The organism is Billgrantia sp. C5P2 (assembly GCF_051062895.2).
The window spans coordinates 675,184-701,415 of the sequence record NZ_CM128542.1 but is presented as its reverse complement, the minus strand read 5'-3'; the positions used below and the strand labels follow the sequence as shown (position 1 = coordinate 701,415).

Here is a 26,232-nt window from a genome sequence, read left to right as displayed (position 1 = left end):
CCAGTTGGCCTTGCCTTTTTTGACGTGCGAAGAAGGAGCTAGTTTCCCATCGCCTCGGACAGGGTCATATCGCCGTCTACCTCACTGTAGCGATCCTTGTCGTACCCAGTGGCCAGATCATCGAGTTCGTCCTGACCTATGACGTCCTGCAGCACCAATTGCTCATCTTCCAGCTGCATGTCGGCCAGCGGCAAGGCGACCTCGGAGCCGCCGAAGATCCAGAAGCCACCCACCGAGACGACGGCATGCAGATCTTTGGCATCGTCGTGACGCAGTACGCTCTCGACCTGGCCAAGCGTCTCGCCTTCGGCATTGACGATGGTCATGCCTTCGATCTCGCTGACCTGCATGGAGGCGATCGACGAGTCGAGCGAGGCACCGGTCGGCTCCATCTCCTCGAAGCCTTCCTCACTGCCACCCTCGGCGGCTTGATCGCTTTCCGTTGCCTGTTCCTCATCTGATGCCTGCTCCTGCTCCGATGCCTGCTCGGTATCAGGTTCGGTTGACGTCGCCTGCTCGCCCGGGTCGGTTTGCATTTCCGCGTCGTCGGCTTCTTGGGTCTCCATCGCGGATTCATCGCCTTCACCGATGGCCTCGGCCTGGTCGTCGTCGGCGCTGCCTTCGTCACGCACTTCCTGGTAATCCTCGGCATCGGTGCCTTCGTCGGGCAACGCCTCCTCGTCTGTCGAAGCCTCGGTCGGCTCGCTCTCCTCGTCGGCCGCGGCGTTACGCTCTTCCTCTGGCCGCTCACTCTCCTCCTGGGCTTGCTGAGTCTCGGCGGACTGCTCTTCGCCTGCCGCGGTTTCCTCGCTGAGTTCGGCCTCGTTGTCCTGGGCCAGGGCGCCGCCGACGAGCCCGGCGGAAATTGCACCGATGGCGATAGCCAGTAATGTCCGTTTCATGGCACTTTCCTCCTTGGGTGTCCGTTTTCATGAGCTTAGGCAGCAGCGATCACAACCGGCCAGAAACGCAACGAAGCGAAACGTCAATGAAGGGCAACTGAGGGTTAACGTCACGGTCAGACGAAAGCCGACAAGGCCCTTGCGGCTACAGTTTTCGCCGGGAGCGCGCGAGCCCGGGCCCGCGCCTAGGGATGCACATAGCCCTGCCACCCCTGTCCGGTACCCAGATGAGTCGCTTCGCCGACCACCTCCGGCCGGTGCGTCGAGATGGATGCTCGCCCTTGCTGGGTGCCCAGGTGGGTAGCCACCATGTGCTGTGGCGCCTCCTGACGCGTCGGAATCGTCGTGCCACGCGACCCCGGGCGAGTGTCCCTCTCGTGAGTGTGCCCACGCGAGGTGGAGCGCAGTTGAGAAACGACCAGCCAACCCAAGCCGATACCAGTCATCAGGACCGGCATGGGATGCTCGCGAACCGAACGGCCCAGGCCGTTGATAAAGCTGGCCGCTGCTCCATCTCGCCTGGGTATATGCTGCAATACGTTCTGCTTGAGCTGTGTCGGTGACAACCTGCTTTCGAGCTCATGCAGGGTGTTGTCGAGTTGGGCACGGGAGAGACGAATATCGGCCTCGAGTTCGTCTGCCCGGCGTTGCTGATAACGGCTCATGTTCTCGCCTCCTTGGCTGCACCGTTGTGCTGATGTCCTGTGCCTTCAAGCTGGCCCCGGCAGCGGGCTTCGTCAAGTCACAGCCGTGCTTGCAATAGATGCTCTCAAGCCACCGCAGCTTCGAGTGTCTGCTCGATGGCTTCGCCGCTGGCAGGGCGCACCAGCCGAGCCACCTCTTCGCCATCCTGAAGAAAAACCAGCGTCGGCCACAGCTTTATGCGAAACGCCCGCCCCAGGCGTCGACCTGGGCCGTCCTCGATCTTGATATGATGCACGTCGTGACGACGCGCGAGGGCCCGCTCGAGTCCAGGCTGGGCAATCTGGCAGTAGCCGCACCAGGGGGTGCCGAACTCGAGCACGGTGACACCGTCGAGGGAGCACACCTCTTCGAGGCTTGGCGCCGATGCCATGTACTCGACCTGCATGGTCATGCTTCGTCCTCCTTGGTGAGCCTTGAGGAAACGATAGCAGCCGCGAGCATCGGTGAGATGTTGCAAAATGCATCCCGGATGCGGCAGGTCGGTGCCTACATGGATATGCTAGGGGTATCGTTCTAATACTAACGGGGTAAGCCATGTCCGCTCTGTATCGTCAGCACCGTCAGCGCGGCGGACGGTGGCCGACACGCATCGCCGGGTTCAGTGTGCTGTTGCTGGTGTTGGCCGCGTTACTGCTGGCCGGTGCCGGACCCGCCTACCGGCTGGACCTGCTGACGCTGGGTGGGGCCTTCAATATGCTGCGTTTGGGCGGCCTGCTGGGCCTTGGCGCCATCGCGGTCGCCCTGCTGGCACTGCTGGTGGCGCTTCTGTGTCGTCGCAAGGGCATCGTCTGGATGACGCTGTTCACGACCGCAGCCACCGTGGCGCTATTGGCAATACCCTGGATGTATTGGCAGCGCGCCCAATCGGCGCCGCCAATCCACGACATCACCACGGACCTGGAAAATCCTCCGGAATTCGTCGCCCTGGCTCCCGCTCGCGAGGCCGCGCCCAACGCCGTCGACTACCCCGGCGAGTCATTCGCCCGCCGCCAACGCAGAGCCTACCCCGATATCCAACCCCGCCATTTCCCCCTGCCCCTGGCGACGGTTCGTGCCGCCGCCGAAGCCGCCGTGCTGGATATGGGCTGGGAGATCGCCGACATCTCCATCGATGCCGTCGATACCATCGAGGCCACCGCGACGACACGCTGGTTCGGCTTCAAGGACGACGTGGTGATTCGGCTGACGCAGGAGTCCGACGGCATACGGGTCGATGTGCGCTCGGCTTCGCGTCTGGGGCGCGGCGATGCGGGCGCCAATGCGAAGCGGATTCAAGACTATTTCGATGCGCTGGAGCAGCGCACCGGCTAGGCTTCGATCGGTTGCGCCCCGAATGACGCGCCCCCGACCGGCGCGAAAACGCCCGGCCGAGAGCCGCGAAACGTCACGCTTCCGGCGGCAACGCCTCGATGGTACGCAGCGCCTCGTTGACGATGCCTTGGCGTTTGGGTAGGTCGGCCAGACGGTTGGGCGTTTCCATGTTGAGGGCGAAGAACACCGGGCCGCTCGGGCGCTCGACCCAGCCCACCCACCAGCCAAGCTTGCCGCTCCAGCCGGTCTTGCCACGCAGGATCCAGTCGCTGCCGGCGCCGACGATGATCAGATCCTTGACCAGGCGCTGATCAGCCTCGTCGAACGGCAGCTCGTTACGGTAAAGCCGCTCGAGGAACTCGATCTGCTCCTCGGCCGAGATTTCCAGCATGTCTTCCTCGAGCCAGAAGTTCTCGACGTCGTCGCCGATGTCGGCGTTGCCGTAGTCGATCGCTTCCAGATAGCGCTGCTCTCTCTCTTCGCCAAGTTCCCTGGCAAACTGCTGGTAGAGCCACACCACCGAGTTGCGCATGCCCGAGCGCAAGTCGTGGTCGGCATTCCACTGCGGGAAGTCACGCTCGACGCCATCCCAGGGAAAGACCTCGAACTCGTCTTTCACCACGTCGGCATCGAGGACGAACAGGCTATGGGGAATCTTGAAAGTGGAGGCAGGCACGAAGCGCTGCCGGGCACGCTCGCCATCGTGTACCAGGGTCGTGGTGGTGCCCTCGCGCTTGTCGACGATCAGCAATGTGCCGCTGGCCTCGTTGGCGCGGAAGATCTCGCCCCAGTCGGCCCGCTCCTGCCAGCTATCGGCGACGGCGCTCAGGGGAACAAGGGCCAGCAGCAAGGCACCGGCCAAGGTTCTCTGTGTCAGGATTTTCAGCCTCAAGGATTTTAGGGTCATGGTTCCATCCGTTCGTCGTGGGGGTGTCGTGATGAAGTGATGAGCGACGCGTCGGAGGTGAGATTAGCGGGACGATACCGAGGCTTACAAACCATGATATCTTGCATGAGCCACAAACTGAGCTTGGGCTAATGACGAGACCCTACCTACCGCTCAACGCCCTGCGCGCCTTCGAGGCCTCGGCCCGCCACCTGAGCTTCACCCGCGCCGCCGACGAGCTGAACGTGACCCAGGCGGCGGTGAGCCACCAGGTCAAGCTGCTGGAGGAACGCCTGGGCACGGCGCTGTTCAAGCGCCTGCCCCGCGGGCTGATGATCACCGCCGAGGGCGAGGCGCTGCTGCCGGTGACGCGCGATGCCTTCGACCGCATGGCGAACATGCTGGAGCGGCTCGAGGGCGGCAGGGTGCGCGACATTCTCAGTGTGGGTGCGGTGGGCACCTTCGCGGTGGGCTGGCTGCTCCCGCGCCTGGCTAGCTTCCAGCGCAGCCACCCGCTGATCGAGGTTCGCCTGTCGACCCACAACAACCGGGTCGACATGCCCATCGAAGGGCTGGACTATGCCATTCGCTTCGGCGATGGCGCCTGGCACGGGCTCGAGGCTCAGCGGCTCTTCGATGCCCCGCTTTCTGCCCTGTGCACCCCTCGCCTGGCCGAATCCCTGCGCACGCCGGCAGACCTGGCCCGCCACACCCTGCTGCGCTCCTATCGCGAGAACGAATGGACGCATTGGTTCGCGGCGGCGGGTGTGTCGCAGCCACCGGCAAGGGCTCATGGCGTGACCTTCGACTCGTCACTGGCCATGATGGAAGCTGCGGTGCAGGGCGTTGGCGTGGCCCTCGCCCCGCCGCGGATGTTCGGACGACAGTTGAGCAGCGGCTTGGTCGTCCAGCCTTTCGACATCCATGCCGCGCTGGGTAGTTACTGGCTCACCCGGCTCAAGTCGCGCACGCCCAGCGCCGCCATGGAAGCCTTCCAGGCGTGGCTGCACGGCGAGGTACAGCAGGCCTACGGCGATGAGGCCTAGGCATGGGTACCACCAAGCCTCTACTGCCGGCCCTGTGTTAGCCTTGGCTTTCATGTTGGTGAACGGACAGGAGAGCGATGCTGCACATTTCCAATAGCGTGGAACTGCCCGACCACGAGATCGAGCTCAGCCAGATCCGCGCTCAGGGAGCCGGTGGCCAGAACGTCAACAAGGTGGCTTCCGCGGTGCACCTGCGCTTCGATATCGCGAACTCCAGCCTGCCGCCCTTTTACAAGGAGCGGCTGCTGGCGCTGTCCGATCAGCGCATCACCAAGGAGGGCGTGGTGGTGCTCAAGGCGCAGAGCTACCGCACCTTCGAGCAGAACCGCGAGGATGCCCTGGAGCGGCTCAAGGCGCTGATCCAGGAGGCGGTGAAGACGCGCAAGGCACGCAAGCCCACCAAGCCGACCCGCGCCTCGAAGCGCAGACGCATGGATAGCAAGACGAAGAAGGGGCAGACCAAGGCGTTGCGCGGCAAGCCCAAGATTTAGCAGGCGACTGCTAGGCTTAACGCAACGTTGCGTACTTCAAGCCAAGGAGCCGTCATGCCGTCGAGGAGAGTCTCACGTCCGCTGAGCCCGACGCTGGAGCGCCTGCATCTGACCTGGGACCTGCTGATCATGGTGCTGGTCGTGGCCAACCTGGCGCTGCTGCTGTTCGACAGCCTGTTCCTGCTGCCGCCACTGAACGATCTCTTCGCCACCGTCGCCCCGGGCCTGCACGGCGCCTATGATCGTCACGTGCACGCCAACTTTATCGAGATCGACCTCGTCTTCGTCGCGATCTTCGTGCTCGACGTACTCCTGGGCTGGTCCGCAGCGATCGCCGAACGCCGCTATCACCGCTGGTTCTTCTACCCCTTCGTGCACTGGTACGACGTGCTGGGCTGCATCCCGCTGAGCGGCTTCCGACTCCTGCGCGTGCTGCGTATCTTCTCGCTGCTCTTCCGACTGCAGCGCCTGGGGCTGATCGACGTTCGCCGCTGGCAGCTCTACGCGTTCTATGCCAAATACTACGACGTCTTCTTCGAGGAGCTTTCCGACCGCGTGGCGCTACGCCTGCTGGGCAACATGCAGGAACAGGTCCGTTCCGGCGACTCATTGTCGACGCGGATCATCGACCGGGTGGTGATGCCGCGCAAGCAGCAGTTGATCCACGAGCTTTCGCGTCGGTTGGAGGAGATGACCGGCAACGCCTATGCACGCAACCGAGAGGAGACGATGCGCTACGTCAGCGCGCTGGTCGGTCGTACCGTGGCCGAGAGCCAGGAGATAAGACGCCTGCGACGGCTGCCGATGGGAGATGCCGTCGCGCGCAGCATGCAATCGAGCCTTGCCGACCTGGCCTGCCGCCTGGTTCACGAGGCCATGGAGGGGCTGCGCTCGCCGGAGTTCACCGCACTGGTGGAGCGCCTGGCCGACAGCGGCTTCGATACCTGGCTGCAGGTCGACGAGCATACCGACCGGGTGACCGAACAGGTGCTCGTCGACATGCTCGAACTGATCAAGGAACAGATCGCCGTCAAGCAGTGGCGGAACCGCTACGATTGAGCCGTTTAACCGATTTATGGATGCCTAGAGCTGAGGATATGGTGCACCCCGCCACAGTCGACCATCGGATCCTCGCAGTTGACCACGATCTCCGAGCGCGCCAGCACAAAGCTCTTGCCGGTGATGGTGTTCTCCACCACCTGGTGCTTGCCGCCGGCTTCGCGTGCTTCGATGAACTGGCCGATGAATCCCGTCTCGCGTAGCGATACGGTTTCCAACTTGTCGCCTGGCTTGATGGTGCCTTCATAATGCATCAGTGCCAGCCGCGCCGAAGTGCCGGTGCCGGTGGTGCTGCGGCAGATCACGCCCGGATGGACGTAGGTCGCCGAACGCGAGCGGTAGAAGTCGTCGGCGATCTGCTCCACCGGCCCCATGAAGTGCAGGAACGGTAGCGGCCCGACGTCGCCCAGGGTGTAGTGGGAGAAACCGCTGTGGGCCTGGATAGCCTCGACGATACGGTGCGCGCACTCGGCCAGCGCCCGCTCCTCCTCGCGCTTGAGCGAGAAGCCGAGCTCCTCGGCATCCACCAGGGCATAGAAGCCGCCGCTGTAGGCGATGCTGTAGGTCACATCGCCCACCTCTGGCACGTGGATGCGCGCGCGGTGGGTGTCGATGTAGCTCGGCAGGCCGCCACAGGTGATGGCCTCGACCACGCCGTTCTCCACTCGCGCTTCGATCTGGACCAGCCCGGCCGGGGATTCCAGCGTGAAATGCTGGATGCCCTCACGCTTGGGGACCAACCCGGTCTCGAGCAGCGCGGTAGCGGTGCAGATGGTATTGGAGCCGGAATAGACCGGATACCCCATCACTTCCATGATGATGTAGCCCATCTGCGCCTGGGGGTCGGTGGCGGGCACGATCAGGTCCACCGACATCTCGGGGATGCCGTAGGGCTCGTTCAGCAGCAGCTTGCGCAGGCCGTCGGCGTCGTTCTCCAGGTACTCCATCTGCTGACGCACGGTGGCGCCGGGCAGGGGGTCGATACCGCCGATCACGATGCGGCTGACGTCACCGCCGGCATGGGTGTCGAGCAGTTGCAGGGTGAGTTCGTGGCTCATGCCTTGTCCTTGAAAACGTTGCCTTCGAGCGCGAAGGGCGCGCCGTGTTCGGCCCACTGAGCGTCGGGCACGACGACGATCTTGCCCAGGTAATTGCTGCCGCGATTGACGAAGTAGCGCTCCGCCTCATGCAGTTCGGAGAGCTTGAAGGCGGCATGCAGCACCGGCTTGAGCTGGCCGCCGCGGATCCACTCGACCAATTGCTCGGCCTCCTCGCGAGTACCGTGGGAGACGCCGAAGATCTGCACCTGGTAGAGATAGATGCGCGTCCACATGATCTCGCTGAGGTTGCCGCCGCTGGCACCGGCGATGGAGAGCCGCGGGTAGGTGGAACGGGCCTTCATGTCGCCGATCATGGTGTCGATGAACAGATCGGTCATCTCGCCGCCGACCAGGTCCATCACGGCATCGATGGGCGCACCGCCGGTGGCATCGAGCACGCGCTCGACGAAGGTGGTCAGGTCGCCACGATCGATCACCGCCTCGGCACCCAGCTCGAGCAGGGCGTCCGCCTTGTCGGGCTGGCTCACCGCATAGGGAATCGCACCGACGATGCGGCACATCTGGATCAGCGCGGCACCCACACCGCCGCTGGCACCGCTGACCAGCACCCGCTCGCCCGCCGCTACCCTGGCCGAGGTCATCATGTGGTAGCCGGTCTGGTAGGAGCACATGCCCATCGCCGCCAGTTCGGCATCGGCAAGCTCCGGGTTCGCCACGTGGTGGAACTGGTCCGACGGCACGGCGATATACTCGGCGTAACCGCCGTCGGCGCCGTGGCCGTAGTAGTCGGGCGTCAGGTTGATGTCGCGGCGCTCGTCCGCGTAGAGGTTGAAGTCGAGCAGGCCGCGCTCACCGATTCGTGAGGCTGGAACCCCCTCGCCCACCGCCACCACCCGACCGGCCACGTCGGCGCCCTGTATCCGCGGGAAGGTCAGCGTGGGCTCGCCGCCCATGGCGAACGAGGTCACGTCACCCTTGTCCTTGGTCGGATAGAGCCCCTCGCGAGCCTTGCGATCGGTGTTGTTCTTGGCCGTGGCGGTGACCTGTACCAGCACCTCGCCCCGCCCCGGGCGGGGAGTGGCGACGTCGTCGCGATACACCAGTTTGTCGATATCGCCGTGGCCGGTCAGGACCATGGCATTCATGGTGGCCGGAATGGACGGCACGTTCTCTGTAGGCATGGTGATCCTCCTCGCTGAGCCTTGATGGCGGTCGCTTTCCACGCCCTGGTCAAGCGGCTCCCCTTGACTTCATCACCCCGGCGATTCCAGGCAACGACATGCCGAAAAGCCAGCGCGCTGTTCGCGCCGACGGGGCGTCGTGGTGGAACGGGAAAAAGGGATGAGGTGGGGCAGCCTGTCCGGCGTGTCGATATGGGGCAGATTGAATCACGCCCTACCCCGGGCTGCATACCGTTGAGCCAGTGGATTTTTTTCTGTTTTAGCGAGCTCAGAGTGGGTGTTCTTTCTTCCCCTCGCATTTCCCGAACCGGCAGCGAGGTGAACCGGCATCACCTGGGCTAAGGCGCAGCAAACACCAGCTCGCTATCCTTAGGGACAGGACTGGACCGAGGTGAAGGAGACACCGATGAACTATTGGCTGATCGTCAACGACGCAGCTGGCGATGGCCGCCGGGGAGAGAGCTACTGGCGCGAGCATCTACAGGCGGCGGGCATCGATGAGGTGCAGGTTCGCGCACTTAGCGCTACCGATTGGGAACGCGAAGTGGCACCGGGAGACCGCCTCCTGGCGGCCGGCGGCGATGGCTCGGTCAACCGGGTGGCCTCGGTCTGCATCGAGCGCCATGCCGTGCTCGGCGTACTGCCCTCGGGAACGGCGAACGACTTTGCCCGCAACTTGAACCTGCCGGAAGATCCCGCCGCGTTGTGTCGCCTGGTGCGCTCGGGTCAGAGTGTGACGGTCGACGTGGCCTGGCTAAACGGTCACCTGTTCCTCAATGTCGCCCATATCGGGCTCGGCACCCTTCCCGCCAAAGATGCCTCCCAGGCGCAGAAACGACGGCTGGGCCGCTTCAGCTATCTGCTCACCCTGGCACAGCGGATCGGCCTGCAGAGCGGTATCCATGGTCGCATCGAGTGCAATGGCCAGGTCGTCGAGGGGCGCTGGCTTACCATCGCCATCGCCTCGGGCGCTTATTTTGGCGGCGGGCACGACATCGCCGAGGCCCGCATCGACGATGGCCTGCTGGACGTGGTGGCAGTACGCCAGCGCTCCTGGCTGCGTCTGCTCGTCGCCTTCGTCATGGTCCGCCTGCTACGGCGTACGCCTCGACACGACGACACCGTGGTGCACCTCCAGGCACCCCAATGTCATGTGCAATTGCGCAATGCCCATACGTTGACCGCGGATGGCGAGAACCTCGGCCGCATGTCCAACGTCTCGGCCTTCACACAGCGCGGTGTCCTCGAGGTGCTTTGCGAGCGGCCCGACCCGATTCAACCCTCGGCGCCGGAAGCGATACGCGACATGGCTCCACCCAGCGCTGAGGCGCCTTGAGGATCGTCGATGCACCATAGGAAAGGCACCGCCATGGCGATGCGATGGCGCCGCCTTCCTCGACACGCTCTACCTGACACTGGCCGACGACTATGCCGTGCTGCCGCCCGTCAGCGAGACACCGGCACTGGCAATTCATGGCGAGATGGACCCTTGCTGCACCCCACGCTGGAGCGAACACCTGCGCCGCACCCTGCCCAACCTGCAGTACGTCGTCTACCAGGGCCTCGGGCACAGCCCGGTCAACGAGTGCCGCTCGACCATGGTCCAGGCCTTTCTCGACGACCCGCACCGCCCCGTCGACGACAGTTGTCGCGACGAAGTCGCCCACGAGCCCTGGGTCATCGAGCCCATTGCGACAAAGGAAGCCAGGGATACATGACGCGGACATCAGGCCTGCTGCGGAGCGCGCAACAGCCAGGAGGCGATGGCGACCAGCGGCAGGCCGATGAGCGCCCCCGGGTACGCCCCGAGCAACAGGCTGGCTCCCAGGCCGACCAGCAGCGCCACGCCGCCGCTGGCGATACGCCAGGCGCGCGTGGTCGCGGCGACATGCGGCTTGCGGTAGCGCTCGAAGGCCACCACCGCGAGCATCACCGGCACCACCATCAGGGCGCACAACCCGAGCCACTCCAGGCGGCCGATCCAGAAGCTCGGCTCGCCCGGCACGTCGGCATTGATCGGCCAATCCAGCCATTGCCCCAGCCAGGCCGCCGGTAGTTCGGCCAGCTTGTGCCAGAGGTAGAGTTGCAGGCCGAACGCACCGAGCATCGCCATCCAGCGCCCCAGTCGCTGGCGTTTCAAGAACCCCCTTACCGGCGTCTCGAAGAGCACCACCAGCCCGACCTGGAACCACAGCACCCCGAGCAGGGCCAGCGTCGGCGGCAACACGTTGGTGTGGCCACCGGGACTACCGTTGACCATCGAGGCGGGGTAACCGAGAGCGACTGCCGATACCAGCCAGACCAGGCCCATCAGCAACAGCGCGAACCCCAGCCGCCGCCCGGCGAAGCGGCCGTTCCACCAGGCGATGCCGAGCTGTTGCGGCAGCAGCCAGAAGAACAGCGTATTGATCCAGGCGAAATAGTCGTGACGCTCGGTGACCAGTGAACCCAGTTGAAGCCACTCGTCGACCGAAGCGGGACGGGAACGCAACAGATCCACTGCGACGATGCCCACGATCAACATGGCCGCCGCCCACAGGCCGAGGCGCCGGTCGGCCCACACGCTAAGCGGTAGCAACAGCTGTACGCCAAGCAGGATCAACAGGAACCAGAGATGCACGGTCAGTGAATGGTTGAGTACCTCGAGCACGCCTTCGCGGGTGATGAAGGCAATGCCCACGACGAGAGACAGGATGGCCAGGTAGGTCACGGTCGGACGGGCCAGGCCCAGGGCACGATCCGCCCACCAGTGAACGTGGGGATCGCCGGCGCGGTAGCGCTCCCATACTCCTTCGGAGCTGACCGCGGCGGAGACGAAGAGGAACAGCGGTACGACCTGGAAGATCCAGGTAAAGAAACCCGCCGGTGCCCAGGCATCGAGTATGTGCCCGGTCTCCACCAGCCTGCCGTCCTCGAAGCGCGGCAGCGTGGCCACCCAGTGCCCGAGCATCACGGTCAGCAAGGCGACGGCACGCAGCGCATCGGGATAGGGATCGCGTGCGTGGTTCATCTCTCCCTCCTTCCCTTGAGCGGATAGACGAAACGCCCGCCTCCGTCAGCAGCCTAGACGACACCGCTTCGACCGGCCAAGACACGCCGTAGCCGGTTCGATGCGCGATGGGTTTATTGCTACGTTGGGGGAGCATGGCGGGGAAGTATGGCATCGCTAGAGGATTGGTATGAGGAACGCACTAGCCCTTCACGTTCGAGCGCCGGGCAATGCCGTGTGCAGGCTCGCACTGCTGACACTTGCGGGTCTGCTAGCCAGCGTGCCGGCCGACGCGAAGGCACAGTCGGGTCAGGTAGGCTTGCCGCGCTTCCCCTCCATCAGCCCGGACGGTTCGGAGCTCATCTTCAGCTGGCGCGGCGACCTGTGGCGCGCATCGAGCAGCGGCGGTGAAGCGGTACGCCTGACCCGTCACAATCTCGACGACCTGCACTCCAGTTGGAGCCCCGACGGCGAGTGGATCGTGTTCGCCTCGATGCGCGACGGCTATCTCAACCTGTGGCGAATGCGCCGCGACGGCAGCCAGCTCACTCAGCTCACCCATGGCGACCAGCACCTGCGCAATCCCTCCTTCGGCCGCAACGAGGACGGTGAGCCGGTCATCACCTTCTCGGGCATGCTCGAGGCCGATGTCTACCGCGATCAACGCCCTTACCTGCTTTCGCCGGAAGGCGGCGAGTATACCCGGCTGCACGATGCCTTCGGCTCCGAACCGCAGCTCTCACCCGACGGCAAGCGCGTCGTCTTCACCCGCGGCGGCGCCTATCACGACTGGAACCGGCGCCACTACCGCGGCCCGGATGCCATGAATGTCTGGCTGCACGAGCTCGGCACCGATCGTTTCGAACCGCTGACCGAGCGCAATGGCGACGACGGCATGGCCCGCTGGGTCGACGAGGATACCTTGCTGTTCATGTCCGACCGCGAGGACCAGACCGTCAACCTCTACCGCATGGAGCTCGACGCCGAACGTACCATCGAGCGGCTCACCCAGTTCGATGAGCATGATCTGCAGTATTTCGACGTCTCCCAGGATGGCGGCACCGCCGTGCTGCAGATCTGGGACACCCTGATGACGCTCGCGCTGGAGGAGCCGAACGCCGAGCCCGAGCCCATCGCACTGCGCGCCCCCGACGATGGCCGCGACAACCACTCCCTGCGGCGTATCGACCGCGACGTCAGCGAGGCGGCCTTGAGCCCGGATGGCCAGACTATGGCCTATATCGCCTATGGCCGCGTCTACGTGCGTCACGTCGACGAGCAGAGTCCCACCCGGCTGGTCACGCCAGGTACTCATGCCCGTCATCACAGCCTGGCCTGGTCGCCCGACGGCCTGCGGCTCTATTTCGTCAACGATGCCGACGGCAGCGAGTCGATCTACGAGGCGCGCGTGACACTGACCCGGGATGAGGTACGGCGCAGCCATGAGCGCCAGCGTGCACGCAGCCGTGTTTCCGCCCGCCACTGGGACGGCGACTCCTCGGTCTCGCTGGCCTCGGCAAACGCTGATGTCGACCCCGACGCCGAGCTCGACCCTGATCTCCAGGAGGTGCCCGAGGAAGACTCCGACCATGACTACAACCCCGACCTGGCGGTGCGTGGCGAGGAGCCGGAGGACCCCTTCGCGCCGCAGGATCCCGGCTTCATCCTCGACCCTGTCCTGATTCCGCGGCCTGGCGATCCCGCCGACGTGCCGCCGCCTCCCCAGGAGCCCCAGGTGGAGGTCGAGAGCATCCCCGAGGAGGAACTGGAAGAGGAGCCGCCCGAGGATCTTCCCAGCAACCGCGACCCGACCCGCTGGCACGATGCCATCCAGTTCGACGTCAGCCCCGTGGTCGCCGACGACACCAACGACCGCGAGGTGTCGCCTTCACCGGATGGACGCTCCCTGGCCTTCCGGCGCGGACGCGGCGACCTGGTGATACTCGACCTCGAGAGCGGCGAGGAGCGCACCCTGATCGAGGGCTGGGACAGCTTCATGCAGTGGCGTTGGTCTCCCGACAGCCGCTACATCGCCTACTCCCAGAACGACCTCGACTTCAGCGCCAATATCTTCGTGGTGCCGGCGGATGGTTCGGAAGCGCCGGTCAATATCACCCGGCATCCGCGCAACGACCTCAATCCGCGCTGGTCGGCCGACAGTCGCAAGCTGACCTTCATTTCCAACCGATCCGGCGAGAACTACGATCTCTACCGGGTCTACCTGGATCGCGACATCGAGACCTACACGCCGCGCGAACTCAGCACCTACTACCGCAACGCCCGTGAGGAAGCGCGGGGTCGCTCTCCGCTGCCGGTGGATGATGACCACGGGACCGAGGCAGCGGCTCGAGACGCGGTGGAGCTCGACCTGGAGAACGCCTGGCGACGCATCGAGCGCATCACCGCTACCCCGACCCACCAGACGGCCAACGAGATGACGCCAGGGGGCGATCGCTACGTCTTCAACGACGGCAGCACAGGGCTCGTGGCGATGGATTGGGACGGCAGCAACCGGACCCGCATCGGCCCCACGGCCAACGTTCAGCAGCTCAACCTCACCGGCGAGCAGGTGGTCTACATCGTCAATGGCCGGGTGGGGGTGGCCAATCTCTCCGGTGGCGGCTCTCCCCGTTATTTGGACATCTCCGACCGGCTGCGCATCGATCTGCGCCAGCAGGCGCTGCAGAAGTTCCACGAGGCGGCCCGCGTCATCGGCGAAAACTTCTACCGTACCGACCTGAAGGGCCTGGACTGGCCGGCCGTGGTGGCGGATTACGCCTCCTTGATTCGCCGGGCTCGCACCTCCAGCGAATTCAGCGACATCACCAACCGCCTGATGGGGGAACTGGCGGCGTCGCACATGGGCGTATCCAACCCCGGGCCGGTCTCGGCGCTGCGTGAACCTTCGGGTAGGCTGGGTATCGAGTACGAGGGCATCGTCTCGCAGCAGGACGGCCGCCTCGGCTACCGCGTCACCGAGGTGTTACCGGAGGGGCCGGCGAGCCGCGGCCCCATGCCCCTTGCACGCGGGGACATCATCACCGCGATCGGCCTGCAGCCCTTCGAGGAGCACGAGACCCTGCTGCAGCGGCTGAGTGGCCAGGTAGACCGGGAGGTGATCGTCACCTTCGACCGACCGGGCGAAGACGGCTATACCGAATATCGCACCATGCTGCGGACGGTGGGCCTTGCCGAGCTCGCCCGGCTGAAGTACGACGCCTTCCGCGAGGAGAGCCGGCGCCGCGTCGACGAGCTCTCCGACGGGCGTATCGGCTATCTGCACATCCAGGCCATGAACCAGACCTCGCTGGAGGGTTTCCAGGGCGATCTCTACGCCGCGGCGGAGGGCAAGGACGGCTTGATCATCGACGTGCGCAACAATGGCGGCGGCAATACCACGGATCGCATCCTGACGTCGATCATGGCCGGGGCACATGCCTACACGATTCCGGCGGGCGCCGACCGAGGCGAAACCGGCCACTATCCACAGGACCGCCTGGATGCGCCTCGCTATACGCTACCGGTCAACATGCTGGCCAACGAGAAGAGCTACTCCAATGCGGAGATCCTGGCACACGCCTTTACCACTCTCGAGCGCGGCACGCTGGTCGGCCAGCAGACGTACGGCGGGGTGATCTCCACTCTCAGCCACACGCTGATCGACGGCGCCACCGTGCGACGCCCCTTCCGCGGCTGGTACCTGCCGAACGGCACCGACATGGAGCACAACGGCGCCATGCCGGACCTGCCGGTCGAACAGACACCGCAGGACGAGGTGGCCGAGCGCGACCGCCAACTGGAGCGGGCAGTGGCCGACCTGCTCGAACGCATCGATGGGGAGGAGTAAGGCTCGTCCCGGCACTTCCACAGCCGGGACGACTCAGCCTTCGGCGCCGTTGCGCTCACCGAAAGCGTAGTCGCGCTCGACCTTGGCGATGCGTACCTGGAAGGCGGCGTACCAGTCGTTGCGACCGAGGCGTTGCGCTTCGCGGTGTTCCACGTGCTGCTTCCAGCGCTGGATCGCCTCCAGGCTCTCCCAGTAGGAGACCGTCACGCCCAGCTCCTCGCGCGCCGATTCCAGCCCGAGAAAGCCCGGCTGCTGGGCCGCCAGTTCGGCCATGCGCTCGGCCATCAGCCCATAGCCGTTATCGCCCGCGGTGCGCAGCGAGGTGAAGATGACCGCGTAGTAAGGTGGCTCCGGTGTTTTCGCAATGCGGGTCATAAAACCTCTCTGGTTGCGTTCTTGGTTTTCTACGGTATTTCCCCTAGCGCCATTCTCGGAGAGTATAAGCGCGCGTGCGCACCGCTCGCCTCTTTCCTCAGCCCCTGGGAGTATGCATGCCGTCGCTGTTGAACGATCACGGTAGCCGGGTCACCCTGACTTATTTCTTCACCTTCATCGCCATTGGCATGTGTGTCGGGCTGCTCGGCCCGGCGCTGCCGCACCTCGCCGACATGACGGGGTCGGGCATGGCTCAGATCGCCATCCTGTTCACCGCTCGTGCCCTTGGCACCATGTTGGGCTCCGTGCTGTCCGGCGTGCTGATCGATCGCTTCGACGGACACCGGGTACTGGCCGCGATGCTGCTGCTGCTGACCATCGGGCTTGCGGCGGTACCTTTCAGCCAAGCGCTGGCAGTACTCACCGCCGTGATGTTCCTGCTCGGCCTGGCCGAGGTATCGGTCAATGCCGGTGCCAACACCCTGCTGCTGTGGACCCACGGCACCGCCTCGCCGCCCTGGATCAGCGCGCTGCATTTCTGCTTCGGGCTGGGCAACATGCTGGTACCGCTGGTTCTGGTCGCGGTGCTGCGCCTGCAGTTCTCCTTTGCCTGGGCGTTCTGGCTCGTTGCCCTGTATGTTGCGGCTCTGATGATCCCGCTCTTGCGCCTGGCTAGCCCTCGCCCGCCCGATATTACCGTGGGCGAACGCGCCGCCCCTCCACCCCAGGATGGCTGGCGACTAGCGATCTTCCTGCTGATGTTCGGCCTCTATGTCGGTATGGAGGTCACTTTCGCCGGCTGGATCACCGCCTATGGCGTCCTCAGTGGTCACGCGCCGGGGGATGCGGCCCTGCTGGTGACCTGGTTCTGGCTGACGCTGTCGGCTGGACGTCTGCTGGCCATCCCGCTGGCTCGCCTGCTGTCGCCCTGGAAGGTACTGCGTGGCTGCCTTGGGCTGGGCCTGTTCAGTGCCCTGGCGCTGCACTTCCTGTGGCTACCGTTACCGCTGGTGGCCTTGCTCTTCGGCCTCGCGGCATCAGCCATCTTTCCCACTCTGTTCGGCTTGAGCAATCAGCTGATGCCCATCAGCGGACGTACCACCGGCTGGATTTTCCTGGCCTGCGGGCTCGGTGGCATGGCGCTCCCCTCCCTGACCGGCCCACTGCTGGAACGCGCCGGCATCACCGCCTTTCCCCTGCTGCTGGCCGCCCTGGTCGGTCTATTGATGCTGGGGCTGGTTGTCCTCCGCGCCAGGGTGAGGCACAGCACCGGCCGTTGACCTCCTCTCAGTGCCGCTTCACCCGCCAGATCCGCCAGGCCAGCAGGCCGACGATCAACACGCCCAGTGGCCCGAGGATGGTCGCCGCGGTGTGGGGCGGGACCGCGACGCCCAGCGCCTCCAGGCTCTCCAGGCCCAGCTTGAACAGGCTGAACACATAGTAGCTGATGACGATGATCGAGAGCCCCTCCACCGCTTTCTGGATCTTGAGCTGGCTGCTCGCCCGCTCGTCGAGGCTGTTGAGGATGCTCATGTTCTGCTCTTCGATCTCCACCTGGGCGCGGGTGCGCAACAGGTCGTTCAAACGGGCAGCGCTCTCGGCCAGACTCTCCTGACGCTCGTGAATGGCGGCACAATAGTGCACCGTTGGGCGAAAGCGCCGCAGGATGAAGGTGCCCAGTCGCGGGCAGTGATCGACTCTCGCCTCCCTGAGCTCCTCGATACGGGAAAACACGATGCGCGCATAGGCATCCGTGGCACTGAAGCGTTGACGCGAGCGGGCACCGCTGCGTTCCAGTCGCGCAGAAAGCTGCGACAGCGCCGTCAGCAGTGGCCGCGGATTGGCCTCTTCCTGCTCGGCGTTTCGATCGGATAGCTCGCCCAGCTCGACCTCGTAATCCTCCAGTTCGAGCGCCAGCTCCTTGGCCAGGGGCAGCGAGAGCGAGGCCATCATGCGGTAGGTTTCGATTTCCAGCAGACGACGCACCATGCGCCCCAGGCGGAAGGCATTGAGGCCATGGTTGAGCATCAACAGACGGTTGAAGCCAGCACCGTCGAGGTAAAAATCGCTCCACACCGTGGCGTCACCACCGCCCACCTGCGAACCGGCCGGGTCGTTGAAACCGTACGCCTCGGCGCTGCCCCGCCAGGTATCGACGCTCTCCACCAGCACCAGGGTGGCGTTGATCAGAACGGTCCGCTGCGCCTCGACGACTTTCGTCAACCAAGCCGGCGGGGCGGCCCAGGCCTCGCTTCCTTCGGCTTTGGGCGCCATCAGGGTCAGGGTGGAAAACTCGGTATGACGCTCCCACTTCAGCACCACGCCGTCAAAGGCAAGGATCTGCTGGGCCGCATCGGCATTGCAGGCGACACCGGTCGTCTCAGTCAGTTGCCCCAGCATGGTGGCGTGTGTCTGAGCATCGGCGAAGAAGGCGTAATGATAGAGGTGCGCCGGCTCGGAGAAATAGATCGAGGGGCGGGCGTGCAGTTCGTTGTGCAGTCGTTCTCGTTGGGGGTGCATGCCAGGGGCCTGAAAAAGGATCGGCCCTTGAGACTAAGGTCTAAATGCGGTGCCGCCAACCCCACCTTGGATGTGCCGGTGTCGTCGTTTGGTCGTATCAGGGGTTGACGGTCTGCTCCTCGACCAAGGCCTCGAGCGGCACCGGCCCCTGCAGGAAGCGCCCCATCCAGGCCAGGGCGTTGGGCAGGCTGGCCCGCCAGACTCGCCAGGTATGCCCACCGCTGAACACTTCCATTTCCACCAGGTCCGGTTGATGTGGCGCCAACGCCTGACGCACGAGTCGCGCATGGTGCTCCGCGTTGTAGACATCGCGATTGCCCGCACTCAGGTAGAGCGGTACGACCTCCTCTCGCTCCAGATAGCGATCCAGGTAAGCGGTATAGTTGCGGCGCTGCCACAGCGCCTCGTCGAAGTTACCCGCGGCATCGAGGAAAGCGGGGTGACGCCAGGCCGAGGAGTTCCGGGGCGGCAGTGGATGGTAGCTCGCCGGGCTAAGGGCGGCAGCGGCGGCAAACAGCTCGGGGCGTTCGAACACGAAGTTGAGGGTGCCATAGCCTCCCGCGGAGAGCCCGGCCATGGCGCGCCATTCACGCTGAGGCACGACCCGCCAGGTCTCCTCGACGTACGGCATGAGCTCGTCGAGCAAGGCCGTGCGCGCCGCTTCGTTGTGACCGTCGATCCACCAGCTTTCGCTGCCGGGCATGACGATGACCGTCGGTGGAATGATGCCAGCCCGAATCATGCGGTCGGCCACCTGCTCGATGCCGCCGCTTTCGACCCAATCCCGCTCGCTGCCGAACGAGCCATGCAGCAAGTAGAGAATGGGATAGGCCTGGTTCGTCTCGTGATAGCCGTCGGGCAAGTAGAGGGAATAGTGATAGTCGCGTCCCAGGATCTCCGAAGCGAAACGGTGATAGGTCACTTCGCCGGCCTGGGCCGTCGGTCCAAACCACAACGTCGCCAACAGAGCGATTACGGTGCGCTTGAATGTCATAGCACTGGCTCCCTGTGCCGGTAACACTAGCGTGCAGCGGGAATCTTTCCGTCTCGTCATGGTCCGACACCATATCGATGACCGATGTTCCTCATACCGATATTCCTGCCACCAAGGAAGGCAAGGCTCTCATGAAGCGGATCGAAGAAATCTACTGGCTGCGCTTTTATGGCTGCCTGGCCGTGTTCGGCTTTCACTTTTTCGATCGCTTGAATCAGTACGCCGACAACGTCTATATCGATCTGGCTCGCATCCCCACCGTGCTCGGCACGCCCATCTTCATCTTCATCTCGATTTTTCTGTTCTCGGCCCGCTATGGCGACCGGCCGCCTTCCGGCTTCCTGGTCAAGCGCCTGCAGTACGTGATGGTGCCCTACATCGTCTACGGCCTGATCTATGCACTGACAAAGTACGTGAATCTGCGCCGCGAGGGCGTGCCGGCCGATCTCGTCGACACCCTGGTCGAATATCTGATCTATGCCGGCTGGCACGGCTATTTCCTGATCATCGCCATGCAGTTCTACGCCTTCTATTGGCTCTATTCCCGCTATGGCCTGGAGCGCTGGTTGCCACCCGCTCCCTGGCTGGTGATCGGCAGCCTGATCAGTATCGCCTACTGGGGCCTGACCCGTTTCTTCGACTTCGAACCGCCGGGCTACCTGCTCTGGATCGCCCCGCTCGGCTGGATATACCTGTTCTTCCTGGCCATGCTCGTGGTACGCCATTATCCGCAGCTCGCCCCGCCGCGGCTGCACGAGGCTCCCTGGCTCGCACGTCTGTCACGACCGGAGCTGCTGCTGGCCTATGTCGTCTTGATCGCCCTGCTCACCTGGTTCGGCTGGCTGGAGCACTCCTCCAAGGAGACCTGGGTCGTGCCGCTTTTCATCCTGTTCACGCTATTTACCGTCACGCGGCTGCGAAGTGTGCGGGCCACGCCCCTGGTGAAGTTCGTCAACCGCTATTCGTTCGGCATCTACCTGGCGCACCCCATGTTCTTCGCCATGGTGGACTTCGCCCATGAGTTCATTCCCTTCTCGCTGTTCGTCTATTCGCTGCTGCTGATCGTGGTGGGCATGACCGGCCCTATCGTGTTCAACCGGGTCGCCAACGGCATTCCCGGGGGCGGCACATTGTTCGGCAAGACACTCTACGTACCCAGGGAACGGCAGACCGCCACGCAGGCGCGCTAGGCGCGACCGGCGTTCTCGTAAGTCTCCTTCAAGCGATAGAACTCGGTGACAATGGCCTCCATGGCGTCGGGGTCGTATTCGCTCAGGCCGCTGACGACCAGCTTCTTCGAGCCACTGCCGACCGGCTCGCCTCGGTCGATGATACGAAACTCGAGCCTGACGTCACCGCGTTTGCCGACCACCTCGAGGCTCGAGTCGACCAACTCCAGCGAAGGCTCGGCCAGATCGAGCCGGTCCAGTGAAAAGCCCATGCTGTCGTAGATCACCAGCGGGCGCTTGGGATTGAACATCACGCCCCGCGCCTCGAGTAGCGGCTTCAGCACGTGAGGGAAATTCTTGCCCGAGAAGGCGACGTAGCAGCGCGTGAAAGCTTCTATGGCTGCCGCATCGAGATTGGTTTCACCTTCGCGGCCGACTTCGAGGTATTGCTTGCCCTCTTCGTCCCTGATCTCGAGCTGCCCCGCTTCGTTCTCCTCAAGGCTCAGCAGGGTCCCGTCACCCACCATGCTGCGAAAGCGAAAGTCCATATGCCGAGAGAGGCCGAACCGGCTAAGCACCAAGGCGAACAACAAGTCACCGGGAACGCAGAACCGCCGGGCTCCCGCATCGTGAATGGGATTGAAGTCTCCAGCGACACGCTTGGCGAAGTCGCTGGCCTGCTGCGCGGAGATGCGGAAGCCCGCGCCCGCTTGCGTATGGTAAGGGTCGAGAAACATTCGTGTTCTGGCCTGTCCTTGGATGGAATAGCTCAAGTTGGCGATAATGCCATTTTTTTTGTCGACGCGGCCACTTCGGGCCGGGATAGGCGCTGCAGCACCCGCCGGCAGTTGGCTCGTCCAGCTTGCTCACGGCATCGTAATATAGGCCTGTGAAACTATGTTACCGTGAAAACGGAGCGCGGTTGAGGCCATGGCACTTGGCGCCATGATCCGTACTCGTCATTCTTGTGATATACGTATATCGTACAACAACGCTTAGCGGCTAAAGTACGAGACATAATCATCAGGGAGCATGACCTTACGGACATGGCCGCTCCAGCTCAGTAAGGGATCGGGGGACAACACTATCGATACGCTCAGGAAGTCCTGGCCAGCCGACGTCTCCGTTGAGCCAGGCATGGGAGCCATTGTTCTGGTTCGAGCGGGTTCGGTGCAGCAAAGCCTTCGGGAAGCTGGCGCGTGGCTGGATTGATACGTTGGCTGTTACTGCCGTTGGTGCTGGCGCTGCTACCCCTGCCCATGCAGGCCAATGAGCGGCAGATCGTACTGATCGCTCATGCGAACGTGGCCGACGCCACTCTCACCCGCGACACCACCCGGGCCATATTTGCCATGCGCCAGCGCAGCTGGCCCGATGGCCAGGCCGTCCGGGTCTTCGTGCTGCCCAATACCCACCCCGTCCACGCACGCTTCGCCAAGGAGCGTCTTACCGTTTACCCCCATCAGTTGCAGCTGGCGTGGGATCGCATGGTGTTCTCTGGAACGGGCCAGGCACCTAGCCAGGTCAGCAGCCAGTCAGAGATGCTGGAACGAGTCGCCACTACACCTGGCGCCCTTGGGTATCTGGAAAGGGAGTATCTGGATGAGAGAGTCCAAGTCATTACCATGGAGTAGCCGTCGTTCACGCCCAGTGTGTCTGGCGCTGGCTCTCGCCTGGGCTCCCATGGCCGCGGCGGAAGGCGTGATGGATACCCTGCAGGTACACGGCTTTCTCAGCCAGGCACTCGTCATTACCGATGACAACGATTTCTTCGGGCCCAGCAGCAGCAGTGACGGCAGCCTCAAGTACACCGAGATCGGCGCCAATGCCTCGATCCGGCCACGTCATGACGTGCTCGTGGCCGCCCAAGTGCTCAGCCGCCGCGCCGGAGGCGAAGGCAGCGATGCCCGGCCAACCCTCGACTACGGCGTGGTCGACTACCAGCCGTACTCCAATCAGCAGCGGACCCTGGGCATCCAGGTGGGGCGCTTCAAGAACCCTTTCGGTTTCTACAACCAGACCCGCGATGTGGCCTTCACCCGCCCCAGCATATTGCTGCCCCAATCGATCTACTTCGACCGTACCCGCTCACTCGGGCTCGCCGCCGACGGGTTGACCCTTTATCACGAAGAGCGCATTTCCACGGGCAGCATACGTACGCAAATCGGCGTAGGGGACATTCAGACGGGCGATGACCTGCGGCGCACCATGCGTCTCGAGAATACCCCCGGTTCACTGGAACCCAGGCGCTCAGCCATCGGCCAGGTACGCTACGAGCATGATGGAGGACGCATCGTGGCTGCACTCAGCACGGCCAGCGCTCGTGCCCGTTTCGAGGCCGATTCCCCCGGCATGCAGGATGGTACCTTCCATTTTCGACCCTGGATTCTCTCGCTGCAGTACAACGCCGAGCTGTGGAGCCTGACCGGCGAATATGCGCTGAGAAACTCGAGGCTGGAGGGCTTTGCCAATCCGTTCATGAATTTCGACGTCACCGGGGAGAGTTGGTACGTGCAGTACACGCGACGCTTCCACGAGGACTGGCAGTGGTTGGTACGCTATGACAGTCTGGTCAACAATCGTGACGACCGTTCCGGCCGAGCCTTTGAAGCCATCGGAGGCGGCCCAGCCCATACCCAGTACGCCAAGGACATTACGCTGGGCCTGCAATGGAGCGTGACCCCCCGCGTGCTGCTAGCCGCCGAGTACCATCATATCGATGGTACCGCCTGGCTTCCCCTCCAGGATGAGCCCGATCCCGCGGAGACACGCCGACGCTGGAACATGGTGCTTTTCCAGCTCTCCTTGCGTTTCTGAATCGACACCTTCACTCGAATCGGTCAGGGATTTGCCCGCATGAGCACTTCCACACACCGGGAACCCCGCCCTCATCTAAGCCTGACCTGGCGAGTGCTTGCCTTGAGCAGCCTGTTGCTGCTGGTGCTGGCGGGGCTCTTCACCTGGCTCGGCCATGCCAACCTGACGCGCCAGTTCGAGGAGAGCCGCAAGGAGAGCAACCGGCGGGAAGCACGTGAAATCCAGCTTGCCCTGCAGCGATCCGAGGCCAGCCTGCAGCAAATCGCGGCACTGGCTGCCGCCTCTCCCGACTTGGGGCCGGCGCTGGCGAACGACGATCAGGCGGAGCTGATCGGCTCGCTCTCGTCCCAGTGGCCCACGCTCCAGCTCGAAGCCGGTATCGACGAGATCCTGGTGTTCGACGTCCAAGGCAGCCAGTTGGCCGAATGGGGCGAGGCCCAGGTAGACAGGGACCGCCCTGTCCAGGATTGGGTAAGCAAGGTGATGCAAACCGAATACCCGCTCTCGGCACTGCGCTGTGCCAACGACTGTCGGCAATATGCCGCCGTCCCCATCCTGGTCGAGGGCGAAAGCGTCGGCATGATCGTACTGTCACGCTCGCTGGCAGACGTGACCCGCCAGGCCCAGCAGGTTTCCGGCAGCGATGTCGCCCTGTTGATTACCGGGGCTCATGAAGCGGAGGTGATGCCCGAGCGTCACTTGGCGGCATGGAACGGCCACCTGGCCGCGCTGACCCACACGCATGATTACCTGCCGATACTGCAGCGAGCGGCGCAAATGGCCATGCTCAGCGATATCCTCCAGACACCGCTGCGTCTGCAGCACGCCGGTCGCGACTACGAATTGTCCGCCGTGCGCATGGAGGCCGACGACAACCGGCGCAGTACCGGCTTCTTCCTCCTGGCGGCGGACATCACCACCCAGATCCGCGCCATTCAGCAAAACACACGTAACCTGCTGCTGGTCGGCATCGGCGGCTGGCTTGCCGCTGAACTGCTGCTGCTGGCCATTCTGCTACGGCCGATGGCCAGGCTGCGCCGGCTGGCCGGTGTCCTTCCCATCCTGGCCCAAGGCGGCTTCGCCAAGGCGCGCAGCGTCATACCCGTTCCGAACAGCCGTTTCGAGGACGAGATCGACGTGTTGGAGGACACCACTCTGGCGCTTGCCGACCAATTGGAAGCGCTGGAGCAAGAGGTCTCTACCCGAGGGCAACAGCTTGCCGAGCGAGTGGACGAGTTGGCACGCGAACGCGATTTCGTCGGCAGCCTGCTGGATACCGCACGCGTCTTCATCGTCACCCAGGACGCCCAGGGCCAAATCACGCTGATCAACGACTACGCCCTCACGACCCTGGCCATGCAGGAGGAGCGCCTGCTGGGTCGGGCGTTTGACGGCATCTTCATTTCCCGCAACGGCAACGACAAGAACACCAATGAGGATACCTCACAGGAGGAGCGCAGCCTGGTGACGGCGGATGGCAGGCAGCGGATCATCGCCTGGTACCACGCCCCCCTGGCCTCACATAGCGACTCTCGGGCGGCACGGATCTCGGTCGGGCTCGACATCACCGAGCGCAAGCTGGCCGAAGCGCGCCTCACCTGGCTGGCCGAACGCGATCCGCTGACGGAGCTGTACAACCGGCGCTACTTCCAGGAGGCGCTGGGTCTCGTCATGCGGCGAGGACGCTGCGGCGCAGTGTTGCTGCTCGACCTCGACCACTTCAAGGATGTCAACGAACTCAGCGGTCACCATACCGGCGACCAGCTCCTGCGCATGGTGGCGGATACGCTGTTTCAGGAGTTCGGCCATTGCGGCATCATCGCGCGCCTGGGCGGCGACGAGTTCGCCATGTTGCTGGAAGGTGCCGACACCCGGCGCGCCATCAGCATCGCCAAGCAGATCACCCCGCTACTCGACAATACTGGCCTGGATGCCGGCGGCCAGCGCCACAGGGCGACCGCGAGCCTCGGCATCGCCCTGTTCCCGGTGCATGGCGACAACCCTGCCGACCTGATGGCCAACGCCGACCTGGCCATGTACAAGGCGAAGGAGAGCGGCTCCCAGCGCTGGCATCTTCTCTCGACGCTGGAGCGTGCCAAGGATGAGCTTCAGGAGCGCGTCTACTGGGTGGAGCGGATTCGTCAGGCCATCGATGAGGAAGGATTCGAGTTGATGGTGCAGCCGATCGTGCGCTTGAGCGATGGCGACGTGAGGCATTATGAAGTGCTCCTGCGCATGCGTGGCCCCCAGGGTGCACTCATCTCTCCGGCTCACTTCATACCCGTGGCGGAACGCAGCGGCCAGATCGTGCAGATCGACCGCTGGGTGCTACGCAACAGCCTGCGCGCCCTGAGCCGCGTTCAGGCCCAAGGCATCAGCCTCGCCGTCAACCTCTCGGGCCAGACCCTTCACGACGAGGGACTCAAGCACTTCCTCATGGAGGAGTTGTCTGCCACCGGTGCCGATCCGCACCACCTGATCCTGGAGATCACAGAAACGGCTGCCGTCACCGATTTTTCCAGCGCTCGCGGGGTTCTCCAGGCCCTGCGTGACCTGGGTTGTCGCACCGCCCTCGATGACTTCGGCGTCGGCTTCAGCAGCTTCCACTACCTCGGCGAGCTGCCTGTCGATTTCATCAAGATCGATGGTGCCTTCATTCGCACCCTGCACACGAACACTGACAGCCAGGTCATCGTCAAGGCCATAGCCGACATCGCGGCAGGCTTCGGCAAGCTGGCCATCGCCGAATTCGTGGATCAGGAAGCACTGATACCGATCCTGTCGTCTTACGGCATCGCCTATGGTCAGGGCTACCATCTGGGGAAGCCAGCCCCATTGCGCGATACTTTTTGAGCTTTTCCTTACATCTTTAACGACTA

The 26,232-nt window shown here is 64.0% G+C and carries 23 protein-coding genes; 12 read left to right on the top strand and 11 right to left on the bottom strand.

Annotated elements, in window-relative coordinates; genetic code table 11:
• Positions 1–38: 38 nt before the first annotated feature.
• The 3 genes from ACRWQA_RS03325 to ACRWQA_RS03315 form a co-directional block, all read right to left on the bottom strand.
• Positions 39–902: a PRC-barrel domain-containing protein gene (locus tag ACRWQA_RS03325; protein WP_434227098.1), complete on the bottom strand. Its 864-nt coding sequence runs from the start codon at positions 900–902 to the stop codon at positions 39–41.
• 185 nt (positions 903–1,087) lie between these two features.
• Positions 1,088–1,567 (bottom strand): DUF3618 domain-containing protein, encoded by a 480-nt coding sequence (locus ACRWQA_RS03320; protein WP_434227097.1) that lies wholly within the window; start codon positions 1,565–1,567, stop codon positions 1,088–1,090.
• Between the two features lie 104 nt (positions 1,568–1,671).
• Entirely contained in the window at positions 1,672–1,998 is a 327-nt protein-coding gene (locus ACRWQA_RS03315; RefSeq protein WP_434227096.1) for a thioredoxin family protein, read from the bottom strand.
• Between the two features lie 143 nt (positions 1,999–2,141).
• On the opposite strand from ACRWQA_RS03315, the gene ACRWQA_RS03310 reads away from it, so the two are divergent.
• Entirely contained in the window at positions 2,142–2,918 is a 777-nt protein-coding gene (locus ACRWQA_RS03310) for a DUF1499 domain-containing protein (protein ID WP_434227094.1), read from the top strand.
• Between the two features lie 73 nt (positions 2,919–2,991).
• On the opposite strand, the gene blaOXA is transcribed toward ACRWQA_RS03310, so the two are convergent.
• Complete coding sequence (gene blaOXA, locus ACRWQA_RS03305) at positions 2,992–3,825, bottom strand: class D beta-lactamase (RefSeq protein WP_434227092.1); 834 nt, start codon at positions 3,823–3,825, stop codon at positions 2,992–2,994.
• Positions 3,826–3,956: 131 nt separating this feature from the next.
• On the opposite strand from blaOXA, the gene ACRWQA_RS03300 reads away from it, so the two are divergent.
• From ACRWQA_RS03300 to ACRWQA_RS03290, 3 genes are all read left to right on the top strand, one after another.
• Complete coding sequence (locus ACRWQA_RS03300; protein WP_434227090.1) at positions 3,957–4,850, top strand: LysR family transcriptional regulator; 894 nt, start codon at positions 3,957–3,959, stop codon at positions 4,848–4,850.
• Between the two features lie 77 nt (positions 4,851–4,927).
• Positions 4,928–5,341, top strand: coding sequence for an alternative ribosome rescue aminoacyl-tRNA hydrolase ArfB (arfB, locus tag ACRWQA_RS03295; RefSeq protein WP_263581198.1), 414 nt, complete (start codon positions 4,928–4,930; stop codon positions 5,339–5,341).
• 54 nt (positions 5,342–5,395) lie between these two features.
• On the top strand, positions 5,396–6,400 hold the full coding sequence (locus ACRWQA_RS03290; RefSeq protein ID WP_263581199.1) for an ion transporter: 1,005 nt from the start codon (positions 5,396–5,398) through the stop codon (positions 6,398–6,400).
• A gap of 14 nt (positions 6,401–6,414) precedes the next feature.
• Here the strand turns inward: ACRWQA_RS03290 and ACRWQA_RS03285 are convergent, their stop codons facing one another.
• Entirely contained in the window at positions 6,415–7,458 is a 1,044-nt protein-coding gene (locus ACRWQA_RS03285; protein ID WP_434227088.1) for a proline racemase family protein, read from the bottom strand.
• The gene (locus ACRWQA_RS03280) at positions 7,455–8,642 is read right to left on the bottom strand and encodes a zinc-binding dehydrogenase (protein WP_263581201.1); all 1,188 of its coding nucleotides are present in this window, start codon (positions 8,640–8,642) and stop codon (positions 7,455–7,457) included. The genes ACRWQA_RS03285 and ACRWQA_RS03280 overlap by 4 nt, the downstream gene beginning before the upstream one ends.
• A 406-nt stretch (positions 8,643–9,048) precedes the next feature.
• Here ACRWQA_RS03280 and ACRWQA_RS03275 point away from each other — a divergent pair, with 406 nt between their 5' ends.
• On the top strand, positions 9,049–9,978 hold the full coding sequence (locus ACRWQA_RS03275; RefSeq protein ID WP_263581202.1) for a diacylglycerol/lipid kinase family protein: 930 nt from the start codon (positions 9,049–9,051) through the stop codon (positions 9,976–9,978).
• A gap of 97 nt (positions 9,979–10,075) precedes the next feature.
• Positions 10,076–10,360: an alpha/beta hydrolase gene (locus ACRWQA_RS03270; RefSeq protein ID WP_434227086.1), complete on the top strand. Its 285-nt coding sequence runs from the start codon at positions 10,076–10,078 to the stop codon at positions 10,358–10,360.
• Between the two features lie 8 nt (positions 10,361–10,368).
• On the opposite strand, the gene ACRWQA_RS03265 is transcribed toward ACRWQA_RS03270, so the two are convergent.
• A complete protein-coding gene (locus ACRWQA_RS03265) occupies positions 10,369–11,652 on the bottom strand; it encodes an acyltransferase family protein (RefSeq protein WP_263581204.1) in 1,284 nt (427 codons plus the stop codon).
• 169 nt (positions 11,653–11,821) lie between these two features.
• On the opposite strand from ACRWQA_RS03265, the gene ACRWQA_RS03260 reads away from it, so the two are divergent.
• Positions 11,822–15,478 carry a S41 family peptidase gene (locus ACRWQA_RS03260; RefSeq protein ID WP_434227084.1) on the top strand — a complete coding sequence of 1,219 codons (3,657 nt, stop codon included), beginning with the start codon at positions 11,822–11,824 and terminating at the stop codon, positions 15,476–15,478.
• Between the two features lie 33 nt (positions 15,479–15,511).
• Here the strand turns inward: ACRWQA_RS03260 and ACRWQA_RS03255 are convergent, their stop codons facing one another.
• A complete protein-coding gene (locus ACRWQA_RS03255; RefSeq protein ID WP_263581206.1) occupies positions 15,512–15,853 on the bottom strand; it encodes an antibiotic biosynthesis monooxygenase family protein in 342 nt (113 codons plus the stop codon).
• A 116-nt stretch (positions 15,854–15,969) separates the two neighbouring features.
• Between ACRWQA_RS03255 and ACRWQA_RS03250 the strand changes: the two genes are divergently transcribed.
• The gene (locus ACRWQA_RS03250) at positions 15,970–17,133 is read left to right on the top strand and encodes an MFS transporter (protein ID WP_434227082.1); all 1,164 of its coding nucleotides are present in this window, start codon (positions 15,970–15,972) and stop codon (positions 17,131–17,133) included.
• 7 nt (positions 17,134–17,140) lie between these two features.
• On the opposite strand, the gene ACRWQA_RS03245 is transcribed toward ACRWQA_RS03250, so the two are convergent.
• Positions 17,141–18,373 (bottom strand): DUF3422 domain-containing protein, encoded by a 1,233-nt coding sequence (locus tag ACRWQA_RS03245; RefSeq protein WP_434227080.1) that lies wholly within the window; start codon positions 18,371–18,373, stop codon positions 17,141–17,143.
• Between the two features lie 97 nt (positions 18,374–18,470).
• The gene (locus tag ACRWQA_RS03240) at positions 18,471–19,367 is read right to left on the bottom strand and encodes an alpha/beta hydrolase (RefSeq protein WP_434227078.1); all 897 of its coding nucleotides are present in this window, start codon (positions 19,365–19,367) and stop codon (positions 18,471–18,473) included.
• A 131-nt stretch (positions 19,368–19,498) separates the two neighbouring features.
• On the opposite strand from ACRWQA_RS03240, the gene ACRWQA_RS03235 reads away from it, so the two are divergent.
• Complete coding sequence (locus ACRWQA_RS03235) at positions 19,499–20,557, top strand: acyltransferase family protein (RefSeq protein ID WP_434227076.1); 1,059 nt, start codon at positions 19,499–19,501, stop codon at positions 20,555–20,557.
• Here the strand turns inward: ACRWQA_RS03235 and ACRWQA_RS03230 are convergent.
• Positions 20,554–21,273: a DUF3581 domain-containing protein gene (locus tag ACRWQA_RS03230; protein WP_434227074.1), complete on the bottom strand. Its 720-nt coding sequence runs from the start codon at positions 21,271–21,273 to the stop codon at positions 20,554–20,556. The two genes, ACRWQA_RS03235 and ACRWQA_RS03230, sit on opposite strands and share 4 nt — an antisense overlap.
• A gap of 462 nt (positions 21,274–21,735) precedes the next feature.
• Here ACRWQA_RS03230 and ACRWQA_RS03225 point away from each other — a divergent pair, with 462 nt between their 5' ends.
• From ACRWQA_RS03225 to ACRWQA_RS03215, 3 genes are read left to right on the top strand one after another with little or no spacing between them, the layout of a single operon-like run.
• On the top strand, positions 21,736–22,170 hold the full coding sequence (locus ACRWQA_RS03225; protein WP_263581212.1) for a substrate-binding domain-containing protein: 435 nt from the start codon (positions 21,736–21,738) through the stop codon (positions 22,168–22,170).
• Positions 22,139–23,353, top strand: coding sequence for a hypothetical protein (locus tag ACRWQA_RS03220; protein WP_434227072.1), 1,215 nt, complete (start codon positions 22,139–22,141; stop codon positions 23,351–23,353). The genes ACRWQA_RS03225 and ACRWQA_RS03220 overlap by 32 nt, the downstream gene beginning before the upstream one ends.
• A gap of 39 nt (positions 23,354–23,392) precedes the next feature.
• Entirely contained in the window at positions 23,393–26,206 is a 2,814-nt protein-coding gene (locus tag ACRWQA_RS03215; protein ID WP_434227070.1) for a bifunctional diguanylate cyclase/phosphodiesterase, read from the top strand.
• The last annotated feature ends 26 nt before the right edge of the window (positions 26,207–26,232 follow it).

Excerpts from the sequence above, each read along its gene's own strand:
- ACRWQA_RS03280 (WP_263581201.1), bottom strand. The coding sequence starts at position 8,642 with ATGCCTACAGAGAACGTGCCGTCCATTCCGGCCACCATGAATGCCATG.
- ACRWQA_RS03260 (WP_434227084.1), top strand. The coding sequence starts at position 11,822 with ATGAGGAACGCACTAGCCCTTCACGTTCGAGCGCCGGGCAATGCCGTG.
- ACRWQA_RS03220 (WP_434227072.1), top strand. The coding sequence starts at position 22,139 with ATGAGAGAGTCCAAGTCATTACCATGGAGTAGCCGTCGTTCACGCCCA.
- ACRWQA_RS03215 (WP_434227070.1), top strand. The coding sequence starts at position 23,393 with ATGAGCACTTCCACACACCGGGAACCCCGCCCTCATCTAAGCCTGACC.
- ACRWQA_RS03235 (WP_434227076.1), top strand. The coding sequence starts at position 19,499 with ATGAAGCGGATCGAAGAAATCTACTGGCTGCGCTTTTATGGCTGCCTG.
- ACRWQA_RS03325 (WP_434227098.1), bottom strand. The coding sequence starts at position 902 with ATGAAACGGACATTACTGGCTATCGCCATCGGTGCAATTTCCGCCGGG.
- ACRWQA_RS03265 (WP_263581204.1), bottom strand. The coding sequence starts at position 11,652 with ATGAACCACGCACGCGATCCCTATCCCGATGCGCTGCGTGCCGTCGCC.
- arfB (WP_263581198.1), top strand. The coding sequence starts at position 4,928 with ATGCTGCACATTTCCAATAGCGTGGAACTGCCCGACCACGAGATCGAG.
- ACRWQA_RS03240 (WP_434227078.1), bottom strand. The coding sequence starts at position 19,367 with ATGACATTCAAGCGCACCGTAATCGCTCTGTTGGCGACGTTGTGGTTT.
- ACRWQA_RS03310 (WP_434227094.1), top strand. The coding sequence starts at position 2,142 with ATGTCCGCTCTGTATCGTCAGCACCGTCAGCGCGGCGGACGGTGGCCG.
- ACRWQA_RS03230 (WP_434227074.1), bottom strand. The coding sequence starts at position 21,273 with ATGTTTCTCGACCCTTACCATACGCAAGCGGGCGCGGGCTTCCGCATC.
- ACRWQA_RS03315 (WP_434227096.1), bottom strand. The coding sequence starts at position 1,998 with ATGACCATGCAGGTCGAGTACATGGCATCGGCGCCAAGCCTCGAAGAG.
- ACRWQA_RS03245 (WP_434227080.1), bottom strand. The coding sequence starts at position 18,373 with ATGCACCCCCAACGAGAACGACTGCACAACGAACTGCACGCCCGCCCC.
- ACRWQA_RS03300 (WP_434227090.1), top strand. The coding sequence starts at position 3,957 with ATGACGAGACCCTACCTACCGCTCAACGCCCTGCGCGCCTTCGAGGCC.
- blaOXA (WP_434227092.1), bottom strand. The coding sequence starts at position 3,825 with ATGACCCTAAAATCCTTGAGGCTGAAAATCCTGACACAGAGAACCTTG.
- ACRWQA_RS03250 (WP_434227082.1), top strand. The coding sequence starts at position 15,970 with ATGCCGTCGCTGTTGAACGATCACGGTAGCCGGGTCACCCTGACTTAT.
- ACRWQA_RS03290 (WP_263581199.1), top strand. The coding sequence starts at position 5,396 with ATGCCGTCGAGGAGAGTCTCACGTCCGCTGAGCCCGACGCTGGAGCGC.
- ACRWQA_RS03275 (WP_263581202.1), top strand. The coding sequence starts at position 9,049 with ATGAACTATTGGCTGATCGTCAACGACGCAGCTGGCGATGGCCGCCGG.
- ACRWQA_RS03320 (WP_434227097.1), bottom strand. The coding sequence starts at position 1,567 with ATGAGCCGTTATCAGCAACGCCGGGCAGACGAACTCGAGGCCGATATT.
- ACRWQA_RS03285 (WP_434227088.1), bottom strand. The coding sequence starts at position 7,458 with ATGAGCCACGAACTCACCCTGCAACTGCTCGACACCCATGCCGGCGGT.
- ACRWQA_RS03255 (WP_263581206.1), bottom strand. The coding sequence starts at position 15,853 with ATGACCCGCATTGCGAAAACACCGGAGCCACCTTACTACGCGGTCATC.